This is a genomic window from Streptomyces sp. NPDC032126 (genome assembly GCF_055580085.1).
This window is the reverse complement of record NZ_JBVIMA010000002.1, coordinates 885,262-906,318: the sequence shown is the minus strand read 5'-3', so window position 1 is coordinate 906,318 and position 21,057 is coordinate 885,262. Positions and strand designations below refer to the sequence as shown.

Sequence of the window (21,057 nt, the reverse complement as noted above, 5' to 3'; positions counted from 1 at the left end):
AGTTTCCTGCGGCATCTCCATTGACTTCTCACATCCCCTGCACGTCAATGGCCCCCGTCGGCGCAGACGAGCCGCTGCGCCCGCATCCCTCAGGAGGGGGCAACCATGGGTTCGACACCCCCAAGATCCCGAAAACGGCGCCTCGCCGCGCTGGTCGGGGCGGCCGCGCTCGCGGTGACCGCGGGCGGGGCGCTCGCCTCCCCGGCGAGCGCCGCGGCCGTGAGCGTGGACTTCCCCACGCACTGCATCCCGCCCGCCGTCGCCGGTCTCCCGCCGATCGACGGCACCACCACCGCGAAGATCACCGTGGACAACGCCAGTCCCAAGGTCGGCGACACCGTCAGCGTGACGTACACCGTCGTCAAGCCCGCCGCCAGCAACCCGACCGATCTCGCCCTGCCCGCCGACATCATGACGCCCACCGGCAAGGTCACCCTCGGCGGTGCCCAGACCGGTTCCGTCACCGTCGCCGGACCCAAGAAGAACGACCCGGTGCCGGGGCGGGGAGCCTTCCCGTCCTTCTCCATGACCGGGACGTTCACCGTCACCTCGCCCGGCGCGATCACCCTCTCGCCCGGCGACTACAACATCCACACCAGCTACATCCTTGAGCTGGACACCCCCTGCACGGTGACCAATCCGCCCGCCCCGGTGTCGGAGACCGTCACCGCCGCCGCCAATCCGCCCGCCAACACCCGGGCGATCGGCCTGAGTTCGGCGTCCGGCAGTCCGGGCGCGAGTGTCGTCGTCACCGGTGGCCACTTCACGCCCGGTGCCTCCGTCACCCTCGCCGGACGGTCCGGGAGCACCCAGACCGCCGACACCGCCACCGTGACCGCCGACGCCCAGGGCGCCTTCAGCGGCTCGCTCGCCGTCCGCGACCTCACGACGACGGGGATCGTGGCCTACGAGGGCGGCGCCTGGAGTGCGGACAAGGGGGCCGGACCGGTCGCCTACGTCGTCATCGACGACACACCCGTGCCGGCCGGCAGCCAGAAGGTCACGGCCACCGTCAAGGCGGGGACGCTGTCCATGTCCCAGGCCGGGGACGCCGTCGCCCTCTCCTCGGTCGACTTCGGCAAGGGCGGCAACGCCACCGGCGCGCTGAAGACCGTGACCGTCAAGGACTTCCGGGGCGGGCCCGCGGGCTGGTCGCTCACCGGCAAGGTCACCGACTTCACCGGGCCCGGCGCCAAGATCGACGCCGGGAAGCTCAGCTGGACCCCGGCGTGTGCCACCAAGCCGGACAGCCCGAGCACCTGCCGGGCCGGGTCGGCGGGCGCCGTGGGCACTGCGGGAGCCACCCTGGCCTCCGCGCCGAACGGGACCCTCACCGGCGGCGAGTTCAGCGCCGACGCGGGCCTCTCCCTGGACGTACCGGCGTTCACGCCTCCGGGCACGTACGCCGCCGTCCTGACCCTCACCCTCACCTGACAGGCCGTCACTCATCAGCCGGGCGCCCGTCCCACGGGGCCGCACCCGCCCGGCCGTGCCCTCGCCACCCGACCGTCCGTGGGGGTCCGCACCCATGCGCAAGCTGTACGTCCTCCTCCTGATCCCCTTCCTGAGCCTGCTGCCGTGCGCGCCCGCGCACGCCGCCGACAACGGCAGCTGGTCCGTGTACCCCGTCTCCACGGCCGTCTCCGCGCGGCCGTATTTCTATGTCTCAGCCGACCCCGGGCAGACGATCGAGGACAAGGTCGTCGTCGAGAACAAGACCGCCGCGCCGCTGACCTTCCGGCTCTACGCCGCCGACGCCTACAACACGCCGCGCGACGGCGGCTTCGCCGTGAAGGGGGCGGGGGAGCGGATGCGGGGCGTGGGAGCCTGGGCGAAACCCGCGAGGGACCGGGTGACCGTGCCCGGGCACGGCAGCGTCACCGTGCCCTTCACCCTCCGCGTGCCGAAGGGCGCCGAGCCCGGTGATCACCCCGGGGCGATCGTCGCGGTCGACGAGCGGGTGGAGCAGGGTGGCGACGGCGTCGCCCTCGGTGTGCGCCGGGCCGTCGGGGCGCGGCTGTATCTCCAGGTCGGCGGCCCCACCCTGCCCGCGCTCGCCGTCGAGGACGTGCGGATCGACCACCACCGGCCGCTGCTGCCCGGGCTCGGCGACAGCACGGCGACGATCTCGTACACGCTGCGCAACACCGGGAACGTCACCCTGCACCCGAAGGTGGAGCTGCGGGCGCGCGGGCTGTTCGGCCGTACGCTGCTCGCCCGCGACCTGACCGGGATCCCCGCCGAACTGCTGCCGGGACAGCGGGTCCGGCTCAGCGAGTCATGGCGGGGCGCACCCCAGCTGGACCGGGGCGAGGTCACCGTCACGGCCAGCGCCGAGGGCACCCGGGAGGCGGCGAGCGCCTCCTTCCTCGCGCTGCCCTGGCTGCTGCTGGTCCTGGTCCTCGTCGCCGGGGTCGCGGGCGGGGCGCTGCTCGGCCGAAGGGTCAGAGCGCGTCGGGACCGCGCTCGCCGGTCCGTACCCGGACGACCGTCTCCACCGGAAGAGCCCACACCTTCCCGTCCCCGATCTTCCCCGTCTGCGCGGCCCTGACGATCGCGTCGATCACCGGGTCCGCGTCGGCGTCCTCGACGACGACCTCGATCCGCACCTTCGGGACCAGGTCCACCTGGTACTCGGCGCCGCGGTACACCTCGGTGTGGCCGCGCTGACGGCCGTAGCCGCTGGCCTCCGTCACGGTCAGCCCGTGCACGCCCAGCTCCTGAAGGGCGGTCTTGACCTCGTCGAGGCGGTACGGCTTGACGATCGCGGTGATGAGCTTCATGCCTGGGGCTTGACCTTCTGGGCGGAGGGGAGGACGGAGTGGGCGACCGGGGCGCCGTGGCCCAGGACGCCGTGATCGTATGCCGTCTCGGCGTGCACCGTAAGGTCCAGGCCGGTGTGCTCCTGCTCCTCGCCCGCCCGGAAGCCGATCGCCCGGTCGAGCAGCTTGCCGATGCCGTACGTCACCGAGAACGCGTACGCCGCCACGACCACCACGGCGACCGCCTGCTTGCCGAGCTGGGTGAGGCCGCCGCCGTAGAACAGGCCCTCGGTGCCGCCCGTCATGGCCTTCTCGGCGAAGACGCCGATGAGGAGGGTGCCGATGACGCCGCCCACCAGGTGGACGCCGACGACGTCCAGGGAGTCGTCGTAGTTCAGCTTGAACTTCCAGCTCACCGCGTAACTGCACACCACACCGGCGGCGAGGCCGACGACGAGCGCGCCGAGCAGGGAGACCGAGCCGCAGGACGGGGTGATCGCGACCAGACCGGCGACCGCGCCGGACGCGGCGCCCAGCGTGGTGGGGTGGCCGTCGCGCTTCTGCTCGACGAAGAGCCAGCCCAGCAGGCCCGTGCAGCCGGCGGCGAGCGTGTTGAGGAAGGCGGCGGCCGCGAGGCCGTTCGCGCCGAGCGCCGAACCCGCGTTGAAGCCGAACCAGCCGAACCAGAGCAGGCCCGCGCCGAGCATCACCATGGGCAGGTTGTGCGGGCGCATGGCGTCCTTCTTGAAGCCCAGCCGGGGGCCGAGGACCAGGCACAGCGCCAGTCCGGAGGCGCCGGAGGTGATCTCGACGGGGAGACCGCCGGCGAAATCGAGGGCGCCGAGCCCGTCGAGGATCCAGCCGCCGGGGCCCCACACCCAGTGCGCGACCGGAACGTATACGAGCAGCGCCCACACCGGTACGAAGACCAGCCACGCGCCGAACTTCGCGCGGTCCGCGATCGCCCCGCTGATCAGCGCCGCCGTGATGATCGCGAAGGTGAGCTGGAAGGTGGCGAAGAGGAGCGTGGGGACCGTGCCCTGGACGCTGTCGGGGCCGATGCCCGCCATGCCGGCGTGCTTCAGGCCGCCGATGAGCCCGCCGCCGATGTCGTCGCCGAAGGCCAGTGAGTAGCCGCCGGCCAGCCACACCACCGTGACCAGGGCGATCGACACGAAGCTCATCATCAGCATGTTGAGGACGCTCTTCGTGCGGACCATGCCGCCGTAGAACAGGGCCAGGCCCGGTGTCATCAGCAGGACGAGGGCGGTGGCGGCGAGCAGCCAGGCGGTGTCACCGGTGTCGGCGTGCGCGGCGGCGAGGGTCACGGGCGTCTCCAACGGATGCGGGGGCTCGTCAGAGGGTCACCGGTGTGCGTTTCCGCTTGCGTACGGGTGTGTTTCCGTGACGTTTCGTTGCGTCGGGGTTACTGAAACCTCACGGTGCGGCGGGGCTCCGTGGATCAGGGACAATGGGCGCCATGAGCGTTCGTACCCAGTCATCCGAGCAGTCGGCCGAGGCCGTCCACCGCGCCGGCTTCGCCTGCTTCGTGGGCCGCCCCAACGCAGGCAAGTCCACCCTGACGAACGCTCTGGTGGGGCAGAAGGTGGCGATCACCTCCAACCGCCCGCAGACCACCCGGCACACCGTACGGGGCATCGTGCACCGGCCCGACGCCCAGCTGATCCTGGTCGACACGCCGGGGCTGCACAAGCCGCGCACGCTGCTGGGCGAGCGGCTCAACGACGTGGTGCGCACCACCTGGGCCGAGGTCGATGTGATCGGCTTCTGCCTGCCCGCGAACGAGAAGATCGGGCCCGGTGACCGCTTCATCGCGAAGGAGCTGTCGGGGATCAAGCGCACCCCGAAGATCGCGATCGTCACCAAGACCGACCTGGTGGACTCCAAGACCCTCGCCGAGCAGCTGATCGCGATCGACCAGCTCGGCAAGGAGCTGGGGATCGAGTGGGCGGAGATCGTGCCCGTCTCGGCGGTCGGCGACAAGCAGGTGAGCCTGCTGGCCGACCTCCTGATCCCGCTCCTGCCCGAGGGCCCCGCCCTCTACCCCGAGGGCGATCTGACGGACGAGCCCGAACAGGTGATGGTGGCCGAGCTGATCCGCGAGGCCGCGCTGGAGGGCGTCCGCGACGAGCTGCCGCACTCCATCGCGGTCGTCGTCGAGGAGATGCTCCCCCGCGAGGACCGTCCGGCCGACAAGCCGCTCCTCGACATCCACGCGAACATCTTCATCGAGCGCCCCAGCCAGAAGGGCATCATCATCGGCCCCAAGGGCAAGCGCCTGAAGGACGTCGGCATCAAGTCCCGCAAACACATCGAGGCCCTCCTCGGCACCCCGGTCTTCTTGGACCTGCACGTAAAGGTCGCCAAGGACTGGCAGCGGGACCCGAAGCAGCTGCGTCGGCTCGGGTTCTGACGGGGGTCAGGCCGGGCGTGGGGGAGTGGGGCCTGCCAGTTGGCCTGTTGCGGTGAGGGCCAGGCGGGAGAAGAGGGTGCCGGAGAAGCCGAAGAGCAGGGCGATGGCCAGGGCGATGGGGCGGGCCGGGGCGTTCCAGGAGTTCTCCAGGAAGACCTGGCCCAGCAGATTCAGGTCGGGGTCGGCCAGCATGCGGACCAGCAGCAGCCCGCCCACCGCCGCCAGCGCCCCGCCCACCGGCGCCAGCACCATCGCGCCCCAGGACTGCGCCCGCTGCGACCGCATCACGCTGATCACCGGGGAGAGGAAGCCGCCCAGCGCGCCCAGCAGCATCGTCTCCCGGTGGTCCAGGGTCCTGCCGATCAGCAGGATCGAACCGATGCCGATCATCGCCAGCCACAGCGCGATCCGCTGCTGCTCGTAGTCCCGCTCCGAGGCGCCGTCCTCCAGATCGTGCACCCGCTGCGCCGCCGCGAGCAGCAGCGCCCGCGCCTCCGGCCGGTCCGGGTCCGCCGCGGAGTCGGCGCCGAGCCGCGCGGCCAGCTCCGCGTCCCCCGGCTCGCCGGACTCGGCCAGCTGCCGCAGCAGCCATTCCCGCTGGGCCAGTGCCTCCACCGGCGGTTCCACCGCGAGCAGCCGCCGCTCCGCCCCGTGCAGCACCCGCCACGCCGCCGCCAGCTTCGACAGCGGGATCGCTATCACCCCGAAGCGGGAGCTCAGCCGCCACACCACCGTGCCGCCCCGGTCGAGATCGGTCAGCCGGTCCTTCACCGCGGTCACCACCGCGTGCGCCGGCGCGTCCTGCGCGCTGGTGGCCGCCAGCAGCTCGGCCCTGGCCCGGCAGTCCCGCAGCCGGGCCAGCAGCAGACGGTAGCGCGGGGCGGCGATCAGTCCTCGGTTGGTGATGTAGACGACCAGCAGATAGCAGGCGCAGACCAGCTCAAGTCCCCAGCGGGTGTCGCGCATTCCGTCCTCCCCCAGGTGTGCGATGGGGGCTACTTTCTCACCTCTGGCCCCGTATCAGGTCCCGATACCAGCCGTACGACGCCTTCGGGGTCCGCTCCAGCGTCTCGAAGTCCACGTGCACCAGGCCGAACCTGCGCGCGTACCCCTCCGCCCACTCGAAGTTGTCCAGCAGCGACCACACGAAGTAGCCGCGCACGTCCACGCCCGCCGCCAACGCCCCGTGCACGGCCCGGACATGGCCGTCGAGGTAGGTGACGCGGTCCTGGTCGTCGAGCCCCTCGTACGAGCAGCCGTTCTCGGTGATGACGACCGGCGGGAGTTTCTCGCCGTAGCGCTCGTGGAAGCCGGTGAGCAGTTCCGTGAGGGCCTCGGGGACCACCGGCCAGCCGAAGTCGGTGACCGGGACGTTCTCGATCTCCCTTACGGAGAAGGGGAGTTCGGCGGGGATGGTCAGTCCGCCGAAGTCGATGTCCTCGCCCTGCGGGGCTCCCACGCGGGTCGGCGCGTAGAAGTTGACGCCGTAGAAGTCCAGCGGCTCCGCGATGACCTTCAGGTCGGCCTCGACGTCCCCCGGCATCAACTCCCCGAGCCCCGCCGGGTATTCACCCAGCAGCACCGGATCGGCGAACAGCCGGTTGAGCAGGACGTCGTAGAAGTCGGCCGCCTCCACGTCCGCCGGGTCGGCGGAGGCCGCCCAGGTGGGGCCGTGGGAGTTGGCGATGCCGATGTCCGTGGCGCCGGACGCGCGCAGCGCCCGCACGGCCAGGCCGTGGGCCAGCAGCTGGTGGTGGGCGACGGGGAGCGCGTCGAACATGAGCTGCTTGCCGGGGGCGTGGGCACCCAGCGCGTGTCCGAACAGGGTGTGTTCGGCGGGCTCGTTGAGGGTGATCCACTTGCCCACCCGGTCGCCGAGCCGCCCGGCCACGACCGACACATGCTCGGCGAACCGCGCCGCCGTGTCCCGGTCCAGCCAGTCCAGCGAGGCCGGCAGGTCCCAGTGGAAGAGGGTCGGCACGGGCCGTACGCCCGCCGCGCACAGCTCGTCGACGAGCCGGTCGTAGAAGTCCAGGCCGCCCGCCGAGCGCACCCGGGGCCAGGAGATCGAGAAGCGGTACGCGTCCACGCCCAGGCCGGCGAGGAGCGCCACGTCCTCGCGGTAGCGGTGGTAGTGGTCGCAGGCCACGGTCGCGGTCGTGCCGTCCTTGATCCGTCCGGGTTCCGCGCTGAAGGCGTCCCACACGGAGGGCTCGCGCTCGTTGGCCGCCCCCTCGATCTGGTGGGCCGAGGTGGAGACGCCCCACAGGAAGCCGGCCGGGAACGGGGGTATCGGGGTCCGCGCATCAGTCGCCATGCGCCGGATCATCCGTACCAGCGGTAACAGAAGTCAACGCCCCAGCGGGAACTGCCGGTTACGCCCCTTCCTTCAGCACCCGGGAGATCAGCCTCCGCTGCTCCTCCGTGAGCCGGGGATCCGCGCAGTACACCGTCCTGCCGTCCACGGTGATCTCGTAGGCGAAGCCGTCCGGCACCCCGAGCGGGGGCGCGCCCCGGCCGTCGGCCAGGGCGCGCTCGGCCAGGGCGTGCCACTCCTGTGCGTCGGGCAGCCCGGCGGTGTTCACCTCCGCGTGGCGCTCGATGCCCGCGAAACCGCCCGTGCGCCGCACCTGAATCCGCATGGACCCTGTCTAGTACGGAACTACAGGCTGCGCACCCCCACCTGCTCCCACGCCTTCTGCACGGCCTGGAACTCGTCGCCCCCGTCGCCGTACCGCTCCCGCGCGGCCTTGACGGTCAGCTGGGCGAAGTCGGTGAACTGGGGCCGGTCCGAGAGCTCGCCGCCGGTGAGGACGTCGTACCAGATCTGCCCGGCCCGCTCCCAGGCGTTGCCGCCCAGCGCGGTGGCGACCAGGTAGAACGCGTGGTTGGGGATGCCGGAGTTGATGTGGACGCCGCCGTTGTCCCGGCCGGTGCGCACATAGTCGTCCATCGTCGAGGGCTGCGGGTCCTTGCCGAGGACGTCGTCGTCGTACGCCGTGCCCGGGGCCTTCATGGAGCGCAGGGCCACGCCGGTGACGCTTGGGGCGAGCAGGCCGGCGCCGATCAGCCAGTCGGCCTCGGCGGCGGTCTGGCCCAGCGCGTACTGCTTGATGAGCGAGCCGAAGACGTCCGACATCGACTCGTTCAGGGCGCCCGGCTGGCCGTAGTAGGTGAGGTTCGCCGTGTACTGCGTGACGCCGTGGGTCAGTTCATGGCCGATGACGTCGACCGGGAGCGTGAAGTCGAGGAAGATCTCGCCGTCCCCGTCGCCGAACACCATCTGCTCGCCGTTCCAGAAGGCGTTGTTGTAGTTCTCGTCGTAGTGGACGGTGGCGTTCAGGGGCAGGCCGTCGCCGTCGATCGAGTGGCGGCCGTAGATCTTGAGGTAGAGGTCGAAGGTCGCGCCGAGTCCGGAGTAGGCGCGGTTGACCGTGGCGTCCTGGCCGGCGTCCTCGCCCTCGCCGCGGACCTTGGAGCCGGGCAGCTCGGTGCCGTGCTCGGCGTCGAAGATCGTGCGCAGCGGCTGGTCGGACGGTGCCCTGTTCGCCGGGGCCGCCGCGAGACGGAACTCGGTGGTGACGCGGCGCCTGCCGCGCAGCTCGCTGTCGCGCATCAGGGTGCGCTGTGCGGGACCCGACAGCGCGGGGTCCTCGTGGCGTGCGAGCCGGTCGAGGAGATGCGGTGGTACGACGGTGCAGAAGACGGGCTCGTGGCCCCCGTGGATGGTCATGCCCCGCACCCTTGCACTCTGTTATTGCAGTGTCACTACAAGCAACCATGATCGGTGAAAACTCTGGTGGCGAGGGCCCCCTTCCGGCTCCGAAGTGGTATGGCGCACGTTTTGTCCCTTTTCTCCGGGCGGTCCCGCATACTGGGACAGGCCCGCGCGCACCGGAAGGCTTCGCTAGGCTGCGGAGCACTATGCGTTTCGGGCTGCTTCTCCTTAGCTGCCGCGGCGAGGGCCTGTAGTCGAGGCCGACCCCCTCCCCGCGGAGCTTGGCGTTGCGTCGTCGGCCGTCCTTCCGGACCCCTTGAGGAGCCCCGCAATCATGGCGAACCGCCAGCAGCCCAGCACGATGCCGATCCACAAGTACGGCCAGTACGAGCAGGTGGACCTCGCCGACCGCACCTGGCCCGAGCGGCGGATCACCCAGGCCCCCCGTTGGCTGTCGACGGACCTGCGCGACGGCAACCAGGCCCTGATCGACCCCATGTCGCCCGAGCGCAAGCGCCGGATGTTCGACCAGCTGGTCAAGATGGGCTACAAGGAGATCGAGGTCGGCTTCCCCGCCTCCGGCCAGACCGACTTCGACTTCGTGCGCTCGATCATCGAGGAAGAGGGCGCGATCCCCGACGACGTCACGATCTCCGTACTGACCCAGGCCCGCGAGGACCTGATCGAGCGGACCGTGGAGTCCCTGAAGGGCGCCAAGCGGGCCACCGTCCACCTGTACAACGCCACCGCCCCGGTCTTCCGCCGCGTCGTCTTCCGCGGCTCCAAGGACGACATCAAGCAGATCGCCGTCGACGGCACGCGCCTGGTGATGGAGTACGCCGAGAAGCTGCTGGGCCCCGAGACCGAGTTCGGCTACCAGTACTCGCCGGAGATCTTCACCGATACCGAGCTGGACTTCGCGCTGGAGGTCTGCGAGGCGGTCATGGACGTCTACCAGCCGGGTCCGGGCCGCGAGATCATCCTCAACCTGCCCGCCACGGTTGAGCGTTCGACCCCCTCGACGCACGCCGACCGCTTCGAGTGGATGGGCCGCAACCTGTCCCGCCGCGAGTACGTCTGCCTGTCGATCCACCCGCACAACGACCGCGGTACGGCCGTCGCCGCCGCCGAGCTGGCGCTGATGGCCGGCGCCGACCGCGTCGAGGGCTGCCTGTTCGGGCAGGGCGAGCGCACCGGCAACGTCGACCTGGTCACCCTGGGCATGAACCTGTTCTCCCAGGGCGTCGACCCGCAGATCGACTTCTCCGACATCGACGAGATCCGTCGTACGTGGGAGTACTGCAACCAGATGGAGGTCCACCCGCGCCACCCGTACGTGGGCGACCTGGTCTACACGTCCTTCTCCGGCTCCCACCAGGACGCCATCAAGAAGGGCTTCGACGCGATGGAGGCGGACGCCAAGGCCAAGGGCGTCACCGTCGACGACATCGAGTGGGCGGTCCCGTACCTGCCGATCGACCCCAAGGACGTCGGCCGCTCCTACGAGGCCGTGATCCGCGTCAACTCGCAGTCCGGCAAGGGCGGCATCTCCTACGTCCTGAAGAACGACCACAAGCTGGACCTGCCGCGCCGGATGCAGATCGAGTTCTCCAAGCTCATCCAGGCGAAGACGGACGCCGAGGGCGGCGAGATCACGCCGAAGGAGATCTGGGCGGTCTTCCAGGACGAGTACCTGCCGAACCCGGAGAACCCGTGGGGCCGCATCCAGGTCCGCACCGGCCAGTCGACCACCGACACCGACGGCGTGGACACCCTCACCGTCGAGGCGACGGTCGACGGCGAGGACACCGTCCTGACCGGCTCCGGCAACGGTCCGATCTCGGCCTTCTTCAACGCGCTGGAGTCCATCGGACTGGATGTGCGGCTGCTGGACTACCAGGAGCACACGATGAGCGAGGGTGCGTCCGCGCAGGCCGCGTCGTACATCGAGTGTGCGATCGGGGACAAGGTCCTCTGGGGTATCGGGATCGACGCGAACACGACGCGTGCGTCGCTGAAGGCTGTTGTCTCCGCCGTTAATCGTGCGGCTCGCTGAGTAGAGGTTTCGGCTCGTCTTCGGCTGCTGCGCCGTCGTGGCTGGTCGCGCAGTTCCCCGCGCCCCTTTCTGGGGCGCGGGGTTCCGCTGTATACCGGCCAAATCCCGTGAAGGTCACGGACAGGTCTCGTCCCAGGTAATGACTATGCCTCCTCGATGTGGCTAACATCACGCAAGCGCGGCGATGTTGCCGCGTGGTTACGGAGGTGCGACGTGCTGCCAGTACGGGGACGAGACGGCCGTGCCGCCAGGCTTGCGCGGATCCTGGGCACCCGCACCGCGTGGACGCCCGTGGGCGACGGGGAGTTCTTCTGCCCCGGCTGCGGCGGCGACCGCAACTATCAGCGGCTCACCGGACGCCGCCGCCTCACCCTGCTGGGCGTGCCCGTGCTGCCGCGCGGCGAGACCGGACCCGTCGTGGAGTGCGCCGCCTGCCGCCGCCACTTCGCCACCGACGTCCTCGACCACCCCACCACCACCCGCTTCTCCGCGATGCTCCGCGACGCCGTGCACACCGTCGCCCTCGCGGTGCTGACCGCCGGCGGCACCTGCGCCCGTACGTCCCTGGAGGCGGCCGCCGTCGCGGTGCGCCTGGCCGGCTTCGAGGACTGTACGGAGGAGCAGCTCGCCGCCCTCGTGGAAGCCCTCGCCGCCGACACCGGGCGGGCCTACGGCGAGCCCTGCGGGCCCGGGCTCGCCATAGAGCTGCACGAGGCCCTCGACCCGCTCGCCCCGCACCTGTCTCCGGTCGGCCGCGAATCGATCCTGCTGCAGGGGGCTCGTATCGCCCTCGCCGACGGGCCGTACACGCCCGCGGAGCGGGAGGCGCTGGCGACCGTGGGGGCGGCGCTCACCATCGGCGCGGACGAGGTCACCCGGCTGCTCGCCGCCGCGCGGACGCCGTCGTAGCGGCAGGGTCCCGCGTTCTCCCGGCCGGATACTCCCCAGGGAGTAATCCGGCCCTTCGGCCGCCCCACGGAGTAGGGCGGAAGTCGGTCCCTCGTTCGACGAATCCCCTCCCTCGTGCCGGGAGTCTGGTGTGCGTTGCCAGATGTCCGTTCCGGAGGGAGGGCCCGTCGCATGGGGGCCGGAAACACACGTACGAGGCGGCGGGCCATCCCGTGGGTGATGCTCGCCCTGTGGGTCGGCGTGCTCGCGCTCGCCTCGCCGTTCGCGTCGAAGCTCGCCGATGTGCAGCGTGACCGGGTCACCGACTACCTGCCGGCGAGCGCCGACTCCACGCAGGTCGCCGAGCTGGAGCAGCGGCTGCCCGGCGGTGAGACCACCGAACTCGTGCTCGTCTACCACCGCGACGGCGGCCTGACCGCCGCCGACCGCACGACCGCCGCCGGGCAGATCCGGCGGATCGCCGGATCGCACGTCCTCACCGCCGAGCCGCGCGGCATCCCGTCCGCCGACGGGACCACTCTCATGTACCCCGTCACCAGCAACGAGCCCGGCGACGACGAGGACGCGCGCGACACCTTCGTCGACGACGTCCGCGCCGTCGCGCACAGCGGCGACGGTCTGCGCGTCGAGGTCGGCGGACCCAGCGCGCTCGCCACCGACGCCGCCGAGGTCTACCAGTCGCTCGGCGGACCCCTGCTCTACACGACCGTCGCCGTCGTCGCCGTCCTGCTGATCCTCATCTACCGCAGCCCCGTGCTGTGGCTCGTGCCGCTCATCGTGGCCGGCATCGCCGACTACCTCTCCACCGGCGTCGCCTACGGCCTCCACCAGGCCTTCGACACCCAGGTGTCCGGCCAGAGCACCGGCATCATGACCATCCTCGTCTTCGGCGCCGGCACGGACTACGCCCTGCTGCTCGTCTCCCGCTACCGCGAGGAACTGCGCCGCCACGAACGGCCGTACGACGCGATGGCGGCCGCCCTGCGCGGCTGCGGCCCCGCCGTGCTCGCCTCCTCCGGGACCGTCGCCGCCGGACTGCTGTGCCTGCTCGCCGCCGACCTCAACTCCAACCGGGGCATGGGCCCGCTCGGCACGGTCGGCGTGCTGTGCGCGCTCGTCGCCATGCTGACCCTGCTGCCGGCCGTCCTGGTCCTGCTCGGCCGCCGCGTGTTCTGGCCGCTCGTCCCGGCCTACGGCAGCACGCCCAAGGCCCGCCGGTCGCTGTTCGCGGCGATGGGCTCCTCCGCAGGCCGCCGCCCGCTGACCGTCCTCGTCTCCGGCGCCGCCCTGCTCGGCGCGCTCGCCCTCGGCGTCCTCAACCTGCCCGGCACCGTCAAGCAGGCCGACTCCTTCGTCGACCGGCCCGAGTCCGTCGCCGCGATGCGGACCCTCGCCGACGCCTACCCGGAACGCTCCAGCCAGCCCATCACCGTCCTCACCCCGGCCGGCCGCGCCGACGCCACCCTCGCCGCGATCCGCGCGACCCACGGCGTCGACAACGCCCGCGTGGGCCGTACCGGGGACGGCTGGACCGAGCTGTCCGTCGTCGCCGCCGACCCGCCCCAGTCGGCCGGCGAGACCCGCACCATCGAGGCCCTGCGCGACCGGCTCGACGGGTCCTACGTCGGCGGGCCCAGCGCCCAGCAGCTCGACCTGAAGGACACCAACGCCCGCGACCGGACGGTCGTCGTGCCGATCGTGCTCGCCTCCGTCCTGCTCATCCTGATCGCCCTGCTGCGCTCCCTCGTCGCCCCGCTGATCCTGGTCACGGCCGTGGTCGCCGTGTGGGGCGCCGCGCTCGGCATCGGCGGGCTGGTCTTCGGGCCGCTGTTCGGCTTCGACGGCACCGACCCGGGACTGGGTTTGCTGTCCTTCGTGTTCCTGGTGGCCCTCGGCGTCGACTACGGCATCTTCCTCATGCACCGCATGCGGGAGGAGTCGCTCGCCGGCGCGGATCCCTCCGCCGCCGCGCTGACCGCGCTGCGCACGACCGGCGGTGTCATCGCCTCCGCCGGGCTGGTGCTCGCCGCGACCTTCGCCGTACTGACCAACATGGGCCTCGTACAGCTCGTCGAACTCGGCTTCGTCATCGCGGTCGGCGTGCTCCTTGACACCTTCCTGGTGCGCACCTACCTGGTGACCAGCGCGAGCGTGGCGCTGGGCCGAAGGGTGTGGTGGCCCGGGCCGCTGTCGAAGGCACCCGAGCCGGACCGGCCGGACCGGCAGCCCGAGCTGGTGTGACGTAACCGGGCGCCCCTCCCTCCCGGAGGGGCGCCCTCCTCCCGGATGATGAGGTCCGTGTCCGAAGTGCCCGCAGTCCCCAAACCCCGTGTCGGCGAGCGGATCCTGGCCGCGATCCACCGCGACCCGCTCACCGCCCCGCATGCCCGCCGCAATGACGCGCTGCTCGCCCTCGCCTCCACCGCGCACGCCGTCGTCGTCGCCCTCTTCACCGACGAGGCGCGGCGGCCCGACGCGCTCGGCTGGACCCTGCTGCTGGCCGCGCAGGTCCCGCTGCTCTGGCGGCGCCGCCACCCGCTCGCGGTCCTCGCCGCCATCGTGGTGGTGATCGCGCCGTACCACGCCCTCGACAACAACCACGCCGCCCCGGCCCCGGCCGCGTACATCGCGCTCTTCACGGTCGCCTCCACCAGCCGCCCCCTGCGCACCGTGCTGACCGGCGCCGCCGTGCTCACCGTCTCGACGAGCGTCATGCTGACCGTCAACCGGCACGAGGCGCTGGAGTGGCTGCGGATCTCCGGCTGGCTGATCGCCGTCCTCTTCGTCGGCATCGACGTGCGCTACTACCGCCAGTACGTCGCCGCCATCGTCGAACGGGCCGAACGCGCCGAACGCACCCGCGAGGAGGAGGCCCGCCGCCGGGTCGCCGAGGAACGGCTCCGTATCGCCCGCGACCTGCACGACCTCCTCGCCCACAGCATCACCCTGATCGGCGTGCAGACCTCCGTCGCCGCCCACGTCCTGACCGCCGACCCCGACCGGCTCGACCGCGCGGCCGTCGCCAAGGCCCTCGACGACATCGCCGACACCTGCCGCAGCGCGCGCGGCGAACTCCGTACGACGCTGGAGGTGCTGCGCGAGCACGGGGTGCCCGGCACCCCCGACGCCCGGGCCCCCCTGCCCGACCTGCGCGGACTGGACGGGCTGGCCGAGACCGCGCGGGCCGCCGGAGCCACGGTGGACGTGTCCGTCGCGGCCGGACCGGTGCCGCCCGCCGTGGGCGCCGCCGCCTACCGGATCGTGCAGGAGGCGCTCACCAACGCCGTACGGCACGGCGGACGCGACGACCTGCGGGTGCGGGTGCGCGTCGCGCAGCAGCCCGGCGCCCTGAGCGTCACCGTCACCGACGACGGCGCCGGCCAGGGCTCCGGCGCCTCCGGTTTCGGACTGGTCGGCATGCGGGAGCGGGCCCGCAGCGCCGGCGGCAGCCTGGAGGCGGGGCCGCTGCCGGCGGGCCGGGGCTTCGAGGTGAGCGCCGTACTGCCGCTGGGAGGCACCCCGTGACCATCCGCGTGCTGCTCGCCGACGACCAGACCCTGGTCCGGGCCGCCTTCGCGATGCTCGTCGAGTCGGCGCCCGACATGGCCGTCGTCGGACAGGCCGGCACCGGCCGCGAGGCCGTCGAGCTGGCCCGCGCCTCGCGTGCCGACCTGATCGTGATGGACGTCCGCATGCCCGACCTCGACGGCATCGAGGCGACCCGGCTGATCGCCGCCGACGAGGACCTCGCCGGGGTGAAGGTGCTGGTGCTGACGACGTACGACACCGACGAGAACATCGTCGAGGCACTGCGCGCCGGCGCGTCCGGGTTCCTGGTGAAGGACACCCGCCCGGCCGAACTCCTGGACGCCATCCGCACGGTGGCCGCCGGGGAGGCGCTGCTCTCCCCGGGGCCGACCGCCCGGCTCATCTCCCGCTTCCTGCGCAGCCCGTCCACCGTGCCCGCGACGGCCGGCGGGCCCGAGTGCCTGTCCGAGCGGGAGCGCGAGGTGCTCACGCTGGTCGCGCGCGGACTGAACAACACCGAGATAGCCGACCACCTCGGCCTCAGCCCGCTCACCGCGAAGACCCACGTCAGCCGCATCATGGGCAAGCTGGCGGCCCGCGACCGCGCCCAACTCGTCATCGTGGCCTACGAGTCGGGGATGGTGACCCCGGGGACCGGGCAAGCCTAGGGCAGGTCCTTCTGGTACGTCTTGTCCTTGTCGGAGTCGTAGACCAGCTTGCCCGAGGAGTCGTACCCCTTGATGTGCGGCGCGAGCGTGACCTGCCGGTCGAGGATGCCGGCGGCGACGAACCAGCCGTGGTCCAGGGCGGCCGTGGCGGTGCCGCCGCCGTAGGAGACCGTCACCTTGGTCACCGACGCCTTGACCGTGCCGATGATCCCCCAGCGGAAGGGCAGTTTCCAGTGGCCCCGGTCCATGAACGACTGCTGGTACAGCTTGCCGCTGTTGATGTCGGCGACGACCGGGCCGGGGCCGTCCGTGGAGTGGTCGCCGCTGCTGGTGTTCAGGCCGGACGTCTCGCCGTCCTTGATGTTGCAGATCAGCCGCGTCTCCACGGGCTTGTCCTTCACGGCGACCACGAAGTAGCCGTCACCGGGGGTGTTGGAGTCGCCGGTGCTCCTCATGGCGAGGAGGATGCGGTAGTCCCGCACCTGACCGAGATCCGGGTTGCCCGGGGCGCCGGGGGCGCCGGTGCCGGCGGTGGTCCCGGCGCCGGACGTGCTGCCGGGATCGGCGTGCGCGCGGTCGAAGGCGAGGCACTTGGCCAGCCCGTCCACGGCCTGTTCGAAGCTGATGCCGTCCATCAACTGGCCGTCCGTGGCCGGGCGCAGGGGCCCGGCCGGGGTGACCGCCGGTGCCGGCGAGGTCGTGGTGGGGTTCCGCGGGGCGCTGACCGACGGCCTCGATGCCGCCGTGTCAGCGCCCCGTCCCCCGTTCCCCCCGTTCATGGCGTACGCCCCCACGGGCACCGCGGCCAGCACGGCCAGTGCCGCCCCGGCCACCGCCAGCCGCCGGCGCCGCTCGATCACACCGTGCCGGCGGATCGCCGGAAACGGCGCCGACGAGGGGTGGATCGCGTACGCGTTCTCGGCGAGCAGCTCGCGCAGCCGCTCCTCGAACTCCCGCGTCCCGTCGGCCTCCTGGGTCTCCGGGACGTCACTCGATTCCTCGTTCACCGTCCGCCTCCCTGCCCGGACGCGCTCACGGCCGGGGCCAGGCCCGGACACGCGCGCAACTTCGCCAGTCCCTTGGACGCCTGGCTCTTCACCGTGCCCTGTGAGCAGCCGAGAGTCTCGGCCACCTCCGCCTCGGAGAGGTCCTCCCAGTAGCGCAGGACCACCACCGCCCGCTGCTTGGGCGGCAGTTGGGCGAGAGCGTCGAGCAGCGCGTCACGCTCCTCGATCCGCCGCGCGCCCTCGTCCCGCCAGGGGACCTCCGGCGGCGCGTCGGTCAGGGACTCCGCGACGCGCCGCTTGCGGAAGCGGTCGCTGTTGCAGGTGACCAGCATCCGCCGGACGTACGCCTCCGGGTTGTCGGTGCGCGCCACGCGCCGCCACGATCGGTACGCCTTGGCCAGCGCGGTCTGCGTCAGGTCCTCCGCGTGGTGGACGTCACCCGTCAGCAGATAGGCGGTCCGCACGAGCCGCGACCACCTGGCCCTGACGAACTCATGGAACTGCTCCTCCAGCCCGTCCTGCATCCAGCACCCCCTCCTCGCCCTCCAGACCGCAGGGGGAGGGGATTCGGTTGCCCGGCGGACGAAGGAAATTCCGGGGCGGGGCGAAGAAGGGCGGCGCGAGAACGGGCGCGGGTCCCTCAGAGCACCAGTGTCATCAGAAGGCGATGCTGCCCCGGTCCGAAGTAGTCGAGGATCGGCCCGTCGGGGGAGGAGGTGAAGCCGAGGGAGCGGTAGAGGGTGATCGCCGAGTCGTTGCCCGGCTCGACGGACAGGCACACGGCGTGCGCGCCCCGGGCGCGTAAGTGGCCGATGATCCGTGTCATCAGCTGTCTGCCCCACCCCTGCCGCCGCATCTCGGCCGTGACGGCCAGGCTCAGCACCCAGCTCTCGGCCTGGTCGGTCCCGGTCGACATCACATAGCCGCGCAGCTCGCCCGAGCCGTCCTCCAGGACGAACATGTGGTCACGGAGGGCGTCGAAGAACTGACGCACCACGAAGTACGGGTAGGGGGCGCCCGGGAATACCTCCTGATCGACGCGGACGATTTCGGGCAGATCCGCCTCGGTGACCGCTCGGATCAGCGGGGGCCGATTCCTTTCGGACGTTTGGGCCAGAAAGGAACCGGTTGCCGACAGGTAGCGATCGTTGGGTGGAATCATATGTTCCCCTTTTGCCGCGGCCTCTGGTCTTGTATGGTGATGTGATCCGGTGGGGCATTCCATGGTTGCTCGTTGCAATCCGGTCCGGCAACCCCTGAATGCTGCTAGGCTGAACCATGACCTCGGTACCGCACACAGCTGAGCATGAGCGGAAGCTCAATCGAGATGTGCCATGGGATGCCTTTGATCCACGTGAGTACATCGGGAACAATTACCTCGACATGAAGGCTGTGGACGAGGAGATCGTTTCCCGGGTACGCGATCATTTCAGCGATCATTTCGGTGATCGGCTCAGCGGGGGACACGGCCGGGTCGCCGCCGGGATCGACGTCGGCGCGGGGCCCAATCTCTACCCCTCGCTCGCCATGCTCCCGTGGTGCGACGAGATCACCCTGCTGGAGCGGTCCTCGCGGAACATCGACTATCTGCGGAGCCAGGTCCCCCACTACGAGGGCCACTGGGACCAGTTCTGGAAGATCCTGTGCAAGGACGAGGCGTACGACCGCCTCGGGACGCCGCCCCGCACCCGCTTCCGGGAAGCCGCGGTCCCCGTCCCCGGCAGCCTCTTCGACCTCTGCGCGGAAAAGCGCCGCTGGGATGTCGGCACGATGTTCTTCGTCGCCGAATCCATCACCGAATCACTCGATGAATTCCGGCTCGGAGTGGGCTGCTTCATGAAAGTCCTGAAGCCCGGCGCGCCCTTCGCCGCCGCTTTCATGGAGCATTCCGAGGGATATCAGGTCGGGGATCTCGAATTCCCCGCCACCTATGACATCGACATCGACGAAGTGCGTTCCGCGCTGAGTTCACACGCACATCTGGACGACGTTCACCGAATGGCTGACGTCGGGCATCTCGTCCGGCACGGTCACACCGGAATGATTCTCGTCTGCGGCCGCCGGAAAGAATGACGCCGCCGCCGTCATGTGTGCTGGAAAAGGGCCTGTGCGAGGGGAATGGGCATGCAGATCAAGCCGCGTCAGAACTTGCTCGAAGTATGGCAGTCACTGGCTCGCCACTCCTTCGACGACGGGGAATGGGAGTGGGGTGAATGGGGCGGACTCAGCAGCGTCGCCGACGCCGAGCGGCTGCTCTGTCTCCTCTATCCCGCCACCGAGATCACCTCGTTCCGGCTCGACGATCCCGACACCACCCAGGACGACGTCGAAAAGGCCCTGCGCACCGCCGGAGACTCCACCGAGATCCCCGCGAACCTGGTGCGCGTCCTCACCACCTTCATGGAACGCCACCGCCTCGGTGACACCCCCACCTTCGCCGGCGGCTACTACTTCACCCCCGAGAACCAGCACGAGGAACTCGCCCCGGAACAGCGCGAGACGGGCGTCGTCGACTCCTACTCCATGTCGGTCACCCTCTGCCTCGCCACCCTCGGCTTCCTCAAGGTCTACAAGACCAAGACGGAGCGCTCCAGCACCGTGGAGCTGATCGAACGGCTCCAGGAGGCCACCAGCACCCGGCTCACCGCCGCCATGGTCAGCCTGCTGCGCTCCTTCACCGTCAACGTCGTCGACACCGCCACCCCGCAGGGCCAGTCCCTCGTCCGGCTGCTCGGCCAGGGCAGACTCTCCGAACGGCAGGTCGTCCAGCGCTTCCAGGAACGCTTCAAGGCCCTGCGCGCCGTCATCAGCGAGAGCGTCACCCTCGGCGTGCCCACCGCGACCGGCGAGCAACTGCGCAACGAGAACCGGCTGTTCGAATGCGGCTGGTCCTGGAGCGTCGTGCGCGACGCCACCGAGGTCGAGACCGACGAAGCCATCGGCAAACAGCTCCAGGGCGTCGCCCTGCCCGTGCCCTATCTGTACTTCACCGTCGTCGCCCTCGACGGCATCCCCGACCTCTTCTCCGAGCGCACCCTCGTCCTCGGCCTGCTCAACGCCGAACAGCAGAAGCTCGCCGACGCCCTCCGGCTGCGCTGGGAGATCACCCAGCAGTACTGGTCCGCCATCGCCCGCTTCGGCGACGGCACCTGGCCGCTGGAGGAGATCCCCTGGCGCACCACCCTCCAGCAGCTCGAATCCGAGTACTTCTCCCTCTCCGTGGCCTCCATCCTCGTCCACGACCTGGTCCGCCGCCGCGCCACCGACGACGACCTCACCCGCACCGTCGCCGTCATGGAACGCCTCGCCGAACGCGGCCGCATCACCAGCGGCATGACCCGCGACGACCCCTCCATCGCCCTGCACAACCCGGGCATCTCCCTGCCCCTCCTCGGCAGCGAGACCATCGGCCCGCCCATGCAGTGGACGATGGCCGACTTCTCCGCGCAGCTGCTCAAGCGGACCGTCCAACTCTGCGGCCTGTCCCGCAACATCGCCTCCCAGGACCGACTGCTCCGGCTCGCCGAGGAGATCCTCGAACACCTCTGGCAGCGCCGTATCGCCGACGGCTCCGGCGTCGGCCTCTGGGACAACGTGCACGCCGTCTACCCCGAATCCCCGGCCCGCCAGGGCCCGGTCTCCTGGAGCATCACCGAGCGCATCACCGAGTGCATGGTCGCCGCGCACGAGCTGTACTCCCAGCCGCCCATCCGCAGCACCGAACTCGCCGCCCTGGCACGGGCGTTACTCAGTGAGTCCGCCCACCTCTTCGGCAAGGAGCAGATGGAACAGCCCGCCCCCCTCGTCAAGAGCCGCCAGGGCGAGGCCCTCAAGGGCATCGAGGTCGACCTCAGCCGCGCCCGCCGCCTCGTCGACGAACAGCCCGGCACCGCCTACGCCCTGGCGCTCAGCGTGCTCAGCCGGCTCGACTCCCTGGCCCGGGCCCGGGAGAACACCGGCTCGGGGGTGTGACCC

Annotated in this window: 19 protein-coding genes; 10 read left to right on the top strand and 9 right to left on the bottom strand. The window is 71.0% G+C overall.

Going from position 1 to position 21,057, the window contains the following annotated elements:
* Window positions 1–105 precede the first annotated feature (105 nt).
* Both ACZ5NW_RS12575 and ACZ5NW_RS12570 read left to right on the top strand, forming a co-directional pair.
* The gene (locus tag ACZ5NW_RS12575; RefSeq protein ID WP_468743789.1) at window positions 106–1,434 is read left to right on the top strand and encodes a WxL domain-containing protein; all 1,329 of its coding nucleotides are present in this window, start codon (window positions 106–108) and stop codon (window positions 1,432–1,434) included.
* Window positions 1,435–1,528: 94 nt separating this feature from the next.
* Window positions 1,529–2,551 (top strand): DUF916 domain-containing protein, encoded by a 1,023-nt coding sequence (locus ACZ5NW_RS12570; protein ID WP_468743788.1) that lies wholly within the window; start codon window positions 1,529–1,531, stop codon window positions 2,549–2,551.
* Here the strand turns inward: ACZ5NW_RS12570 and ACZ5NW_RS12565 are convergent.
* Together ACZ5NW_RS12565 and ACZ5NW_RS12560 are read right to left on the bottom strand one after the other, a co-directional pair.
* Window positions 2,445–2,783 carry a P-II family nitrogen regulator gene (locus ACZ5NW_RS12565; RefSeq protein WP_468743787.1) on the bottom strand — a complete coding sequence of 113 codons (339 nt, stop codon included), beginning with the start codon at window positions 2,781–2,783 and terminating at the stop codon, window positions 2,445–2,447. The genes ACZ5NW_RS12570 and ACZ5NW_RS12565 overlap by 107 nt on opposite strands.
* Window positions 2,780–4,090, bottom strand: coding sequence for an ammonium transporter (locus ACZ5NW_RS12560; protein ID WP_468743786.1), 1,311 nt, complete (start codon window positions 4,088–4,090; stop codon window positions 2,780–2,782). The genes ACZ5NW_RS12565 and ACZ5NW_RS12560 overlap by 4 nt, the downstream gene beginning before the upstream one ends.
* Window positions 4,091–4,242: 152 nt before the next feature.
* Here ACZ5NW_RS12560 and era point away from each other — a divergent pair, with 152 nt between their 5' ends.
* A complete protein-coding gene (gene era / locus ACZ5NW_RS12555; protein ID WP_468743785.1) occupies window positions 4,243–5,196 on the top strand; it encodes a GTPase Era in 954 nt (317 codons plus the stop codon).
* Between the two features lie 6 nt (window positions 5,197–5,202).
* On the opposite strand, the gene ACZ5NW_RS12550 is transcribed toward era, so the two are convergent.
* The 4 genes from ACZ5NW_RS12550 to ACZ5NW_RS12535 are packed head-to-tail and all read right to left on the bottom strand — an operon-like array spanning window position 5,203 to window position 8,929.
* A complete protein-coding gene (locus ACZ5NW_RS12550) occupies window positions 5,203–6,162 on the bottom strand; it encodes a hypothetical protein (protein WP_468743784.1) in 960 nt (319 codons plus the stop codon).
* Between the two features lie 37 nt (window positions 6,163–6,199).
* Complete coding sequence (locus ACZ5NW_RS12545; RefSeq protein ID WP_468743783.1) at window positions 6,200–7,513, bottom strand: GH1 family beta-glucosidase; 1,314 nt, start codon at window positions 7,511–7,513, stop codon at window positions 6,200–6,202.
* A gap of 58 nt (window positions 7,514–7,571) precedes the next feature.
* Entirely contained in the window at window positions 7,572–7,838 is a 267-nt protein-coding gene (locus ACZ5NW_RS12540; RefSeq protein WP_468743782.1) for a protealysin inhibitor emfourin, read from the bottom strand.
* A 20-nt stretch (window positions 7,839–7,858) separates the two neighbouring features.
* Window positions 7,859–8,929, bottom strand: coding sequence for a M4 family metallopeptidase (locus ACZ5NW_RS12535; RefSeq protein ID WP_468743781.1), 1,071 nt, complete (start codon window positions 8,927–8,929; stop codon window positions 7,859–7,861).
* A gap of 319 nt (window positions 8,930–9,248) precedes the next feature.
* Here ACZ5NW_RS12535 and leuA point away from each other — a divergent pair, with 319 nt between their 5' ends.
* The 5 genes from leuA to ACZ5NW_RS12510 all read left to right on the top strand — a co-directional run bounded on the left by leuA (window position 9,249) and on the right by ACZ5NW_RS12510 (window position 16,075).
* Window positions 9,249–10,970: a 2-isopropylmalate synthase gene (gene leuA, locus ACZ5NW_RS12530; RefSeq protein ID WP_468743780.1), complete on the top strand. Its 1,722-nt coding sequence runs from the start codon at window positions 9,249–9,251 to the stop codon at window positions 10,968–10,970.
* Between the two features lie 213 nt (window positions 10,971–11,183).
* Window positions 11,184–11,879 carry a TerB family tellurite resistance protein gene (locus ACZ5NW_RS12525; RefSeq protein ID WP_468743779.1) on the top strand — a complete coding sequence of 232 codons (696 nt, stop codon included), beginning with the start codon at window positions 11,184–11,186 and terminating at the stop codon, window positions 11,877–11,879.
* A 171-nt stretch (window positions 11,880–12,050) separates the two neighbouring features.
* Window positions 12,051–14,120: an MMPL family transporter gene (locus tag ACZ5NW_RS12520; protein ID WP_468743778.1), complete on the top strand. Its 2,070-nt coding sequence runs from the start codon at window positions 12,051–12,053 to the stop codon at window positions 14,118–14,120.
* A 48-nt stretch (window positions 14,121–14,168) separates the two neighbouring features.
* Complete coding sequence (locus ACZ5NW_RS12515; RefSeq protein WP_468743878.1) at window positions 14,169–15,404, top strand: sensor histidine kinase; 1,236 nt, start codon at window positions 14,169–14,171, stop codon at window positions 15,402–15,404.
* Window positions 15,401–16,075 carry a response regulator gene (locus ACZ5NW_RS12510; RefSeq protein ID WP_468743777.1) on the top strand — a complete coding sequence of 225 codons (675 nt, stop codon included), beginning with the start codon at window positions 15,401–15,403 and terminating at the stop codon, window positions 16,073–16,075. Before ACZ5NW_RS12515 ends, ACZ5NW_RS12510 begins: the two co-directional genes overlap by 4 nt.
* Here ACZ5NW_RS12510 and ACZ5NW_RS12505 read toward each other — a convergent pair.
* The 3 genes from ACZ5NW_RS12505 to ACZ5NW_RS12495 all read right to left on the bottom strand — a co-directional run bounded on the left by ACZ5NW_RS12505 (window position 16,072) and on the right by ACZ5NW_RS12495 (window position 18,244).
* Window positions 16,072–17,082, bottom strand: a complete 1,011-nt coding sequence (locus ACZ5NW_RS12505) for a hypothetical protein (RefSeq protein ID WP_468743776.1) — start codon at window positions 17,080–17,082, stop codon at window positions 16,072–16,074. The two genes, ACZ5NW_RS12510 and ACZ5NW_RS12505, sit on opposite strands and share 4 nt — an antisense overlap.
* Window positions 17,079–17,606, bottom strand: coding sequence for a SigE family RNA polymerase sigma factor (locus ACZ5NW_RS12500; RefSeq protein WP_468743775.1), 528 nt, complete (start codon window positions 17,604–17,606; stop codon window positions 17,079–17,081). Before ACZ5NW_RS12500 ends, ACZ5NW_RS12505 begins: the two co-directional genes overlap by 4 nt.
* Before the next feature lie 116 nt (window positions 17,607–17,722).
* The gene (locus ACZ5NW_RS12495; protein WP_468743774.1) at window positions 17,723–18,244 is read right to left on the bottom strand and encodes a GNAT family N-acetyltransferase; all 522 of its coding nucleotides are present in this window, start codon (window positions 18,242–18,244) and stop codon (window positions 17,723–17,725) included.
* 116 nt (window positions 18,245–18,360) lie between these two features.
* Between ACZ5NW_RS12495 and ACZ5NW_RS12490 the strand changes: the two genes are divergently transcribed.
* Together ACZ5NW_RS12490 and ACZ5NW_RS12485 are read left to right on the top strand one after the other, a co-directional pair.
* Window positions 18,361–19,155, top strand: a complete 795-nt coding sequence (locus tag ACZ5NW_RS12490; RefSeq protein WP_468743773.1) for an SCO2525 family SAM-dependent methyltransferase — start codon at window positions 18,361–18,363, stop codon at window positions 19,153–19,155.
* 51 nt (window positions 19,156–19,206) lie between these two features.
* Entirely contained in the window at window positions 19,207–21,054 is a 1,848-nt protein-coding gene (locus ACZ5NW_RS12485) for an SCO2524 family protein (RefSeq protein WP_468743772.1), read from the top strand.
* Window positions 21,055–21,057 lie beyond the last annotated feature (3 nt).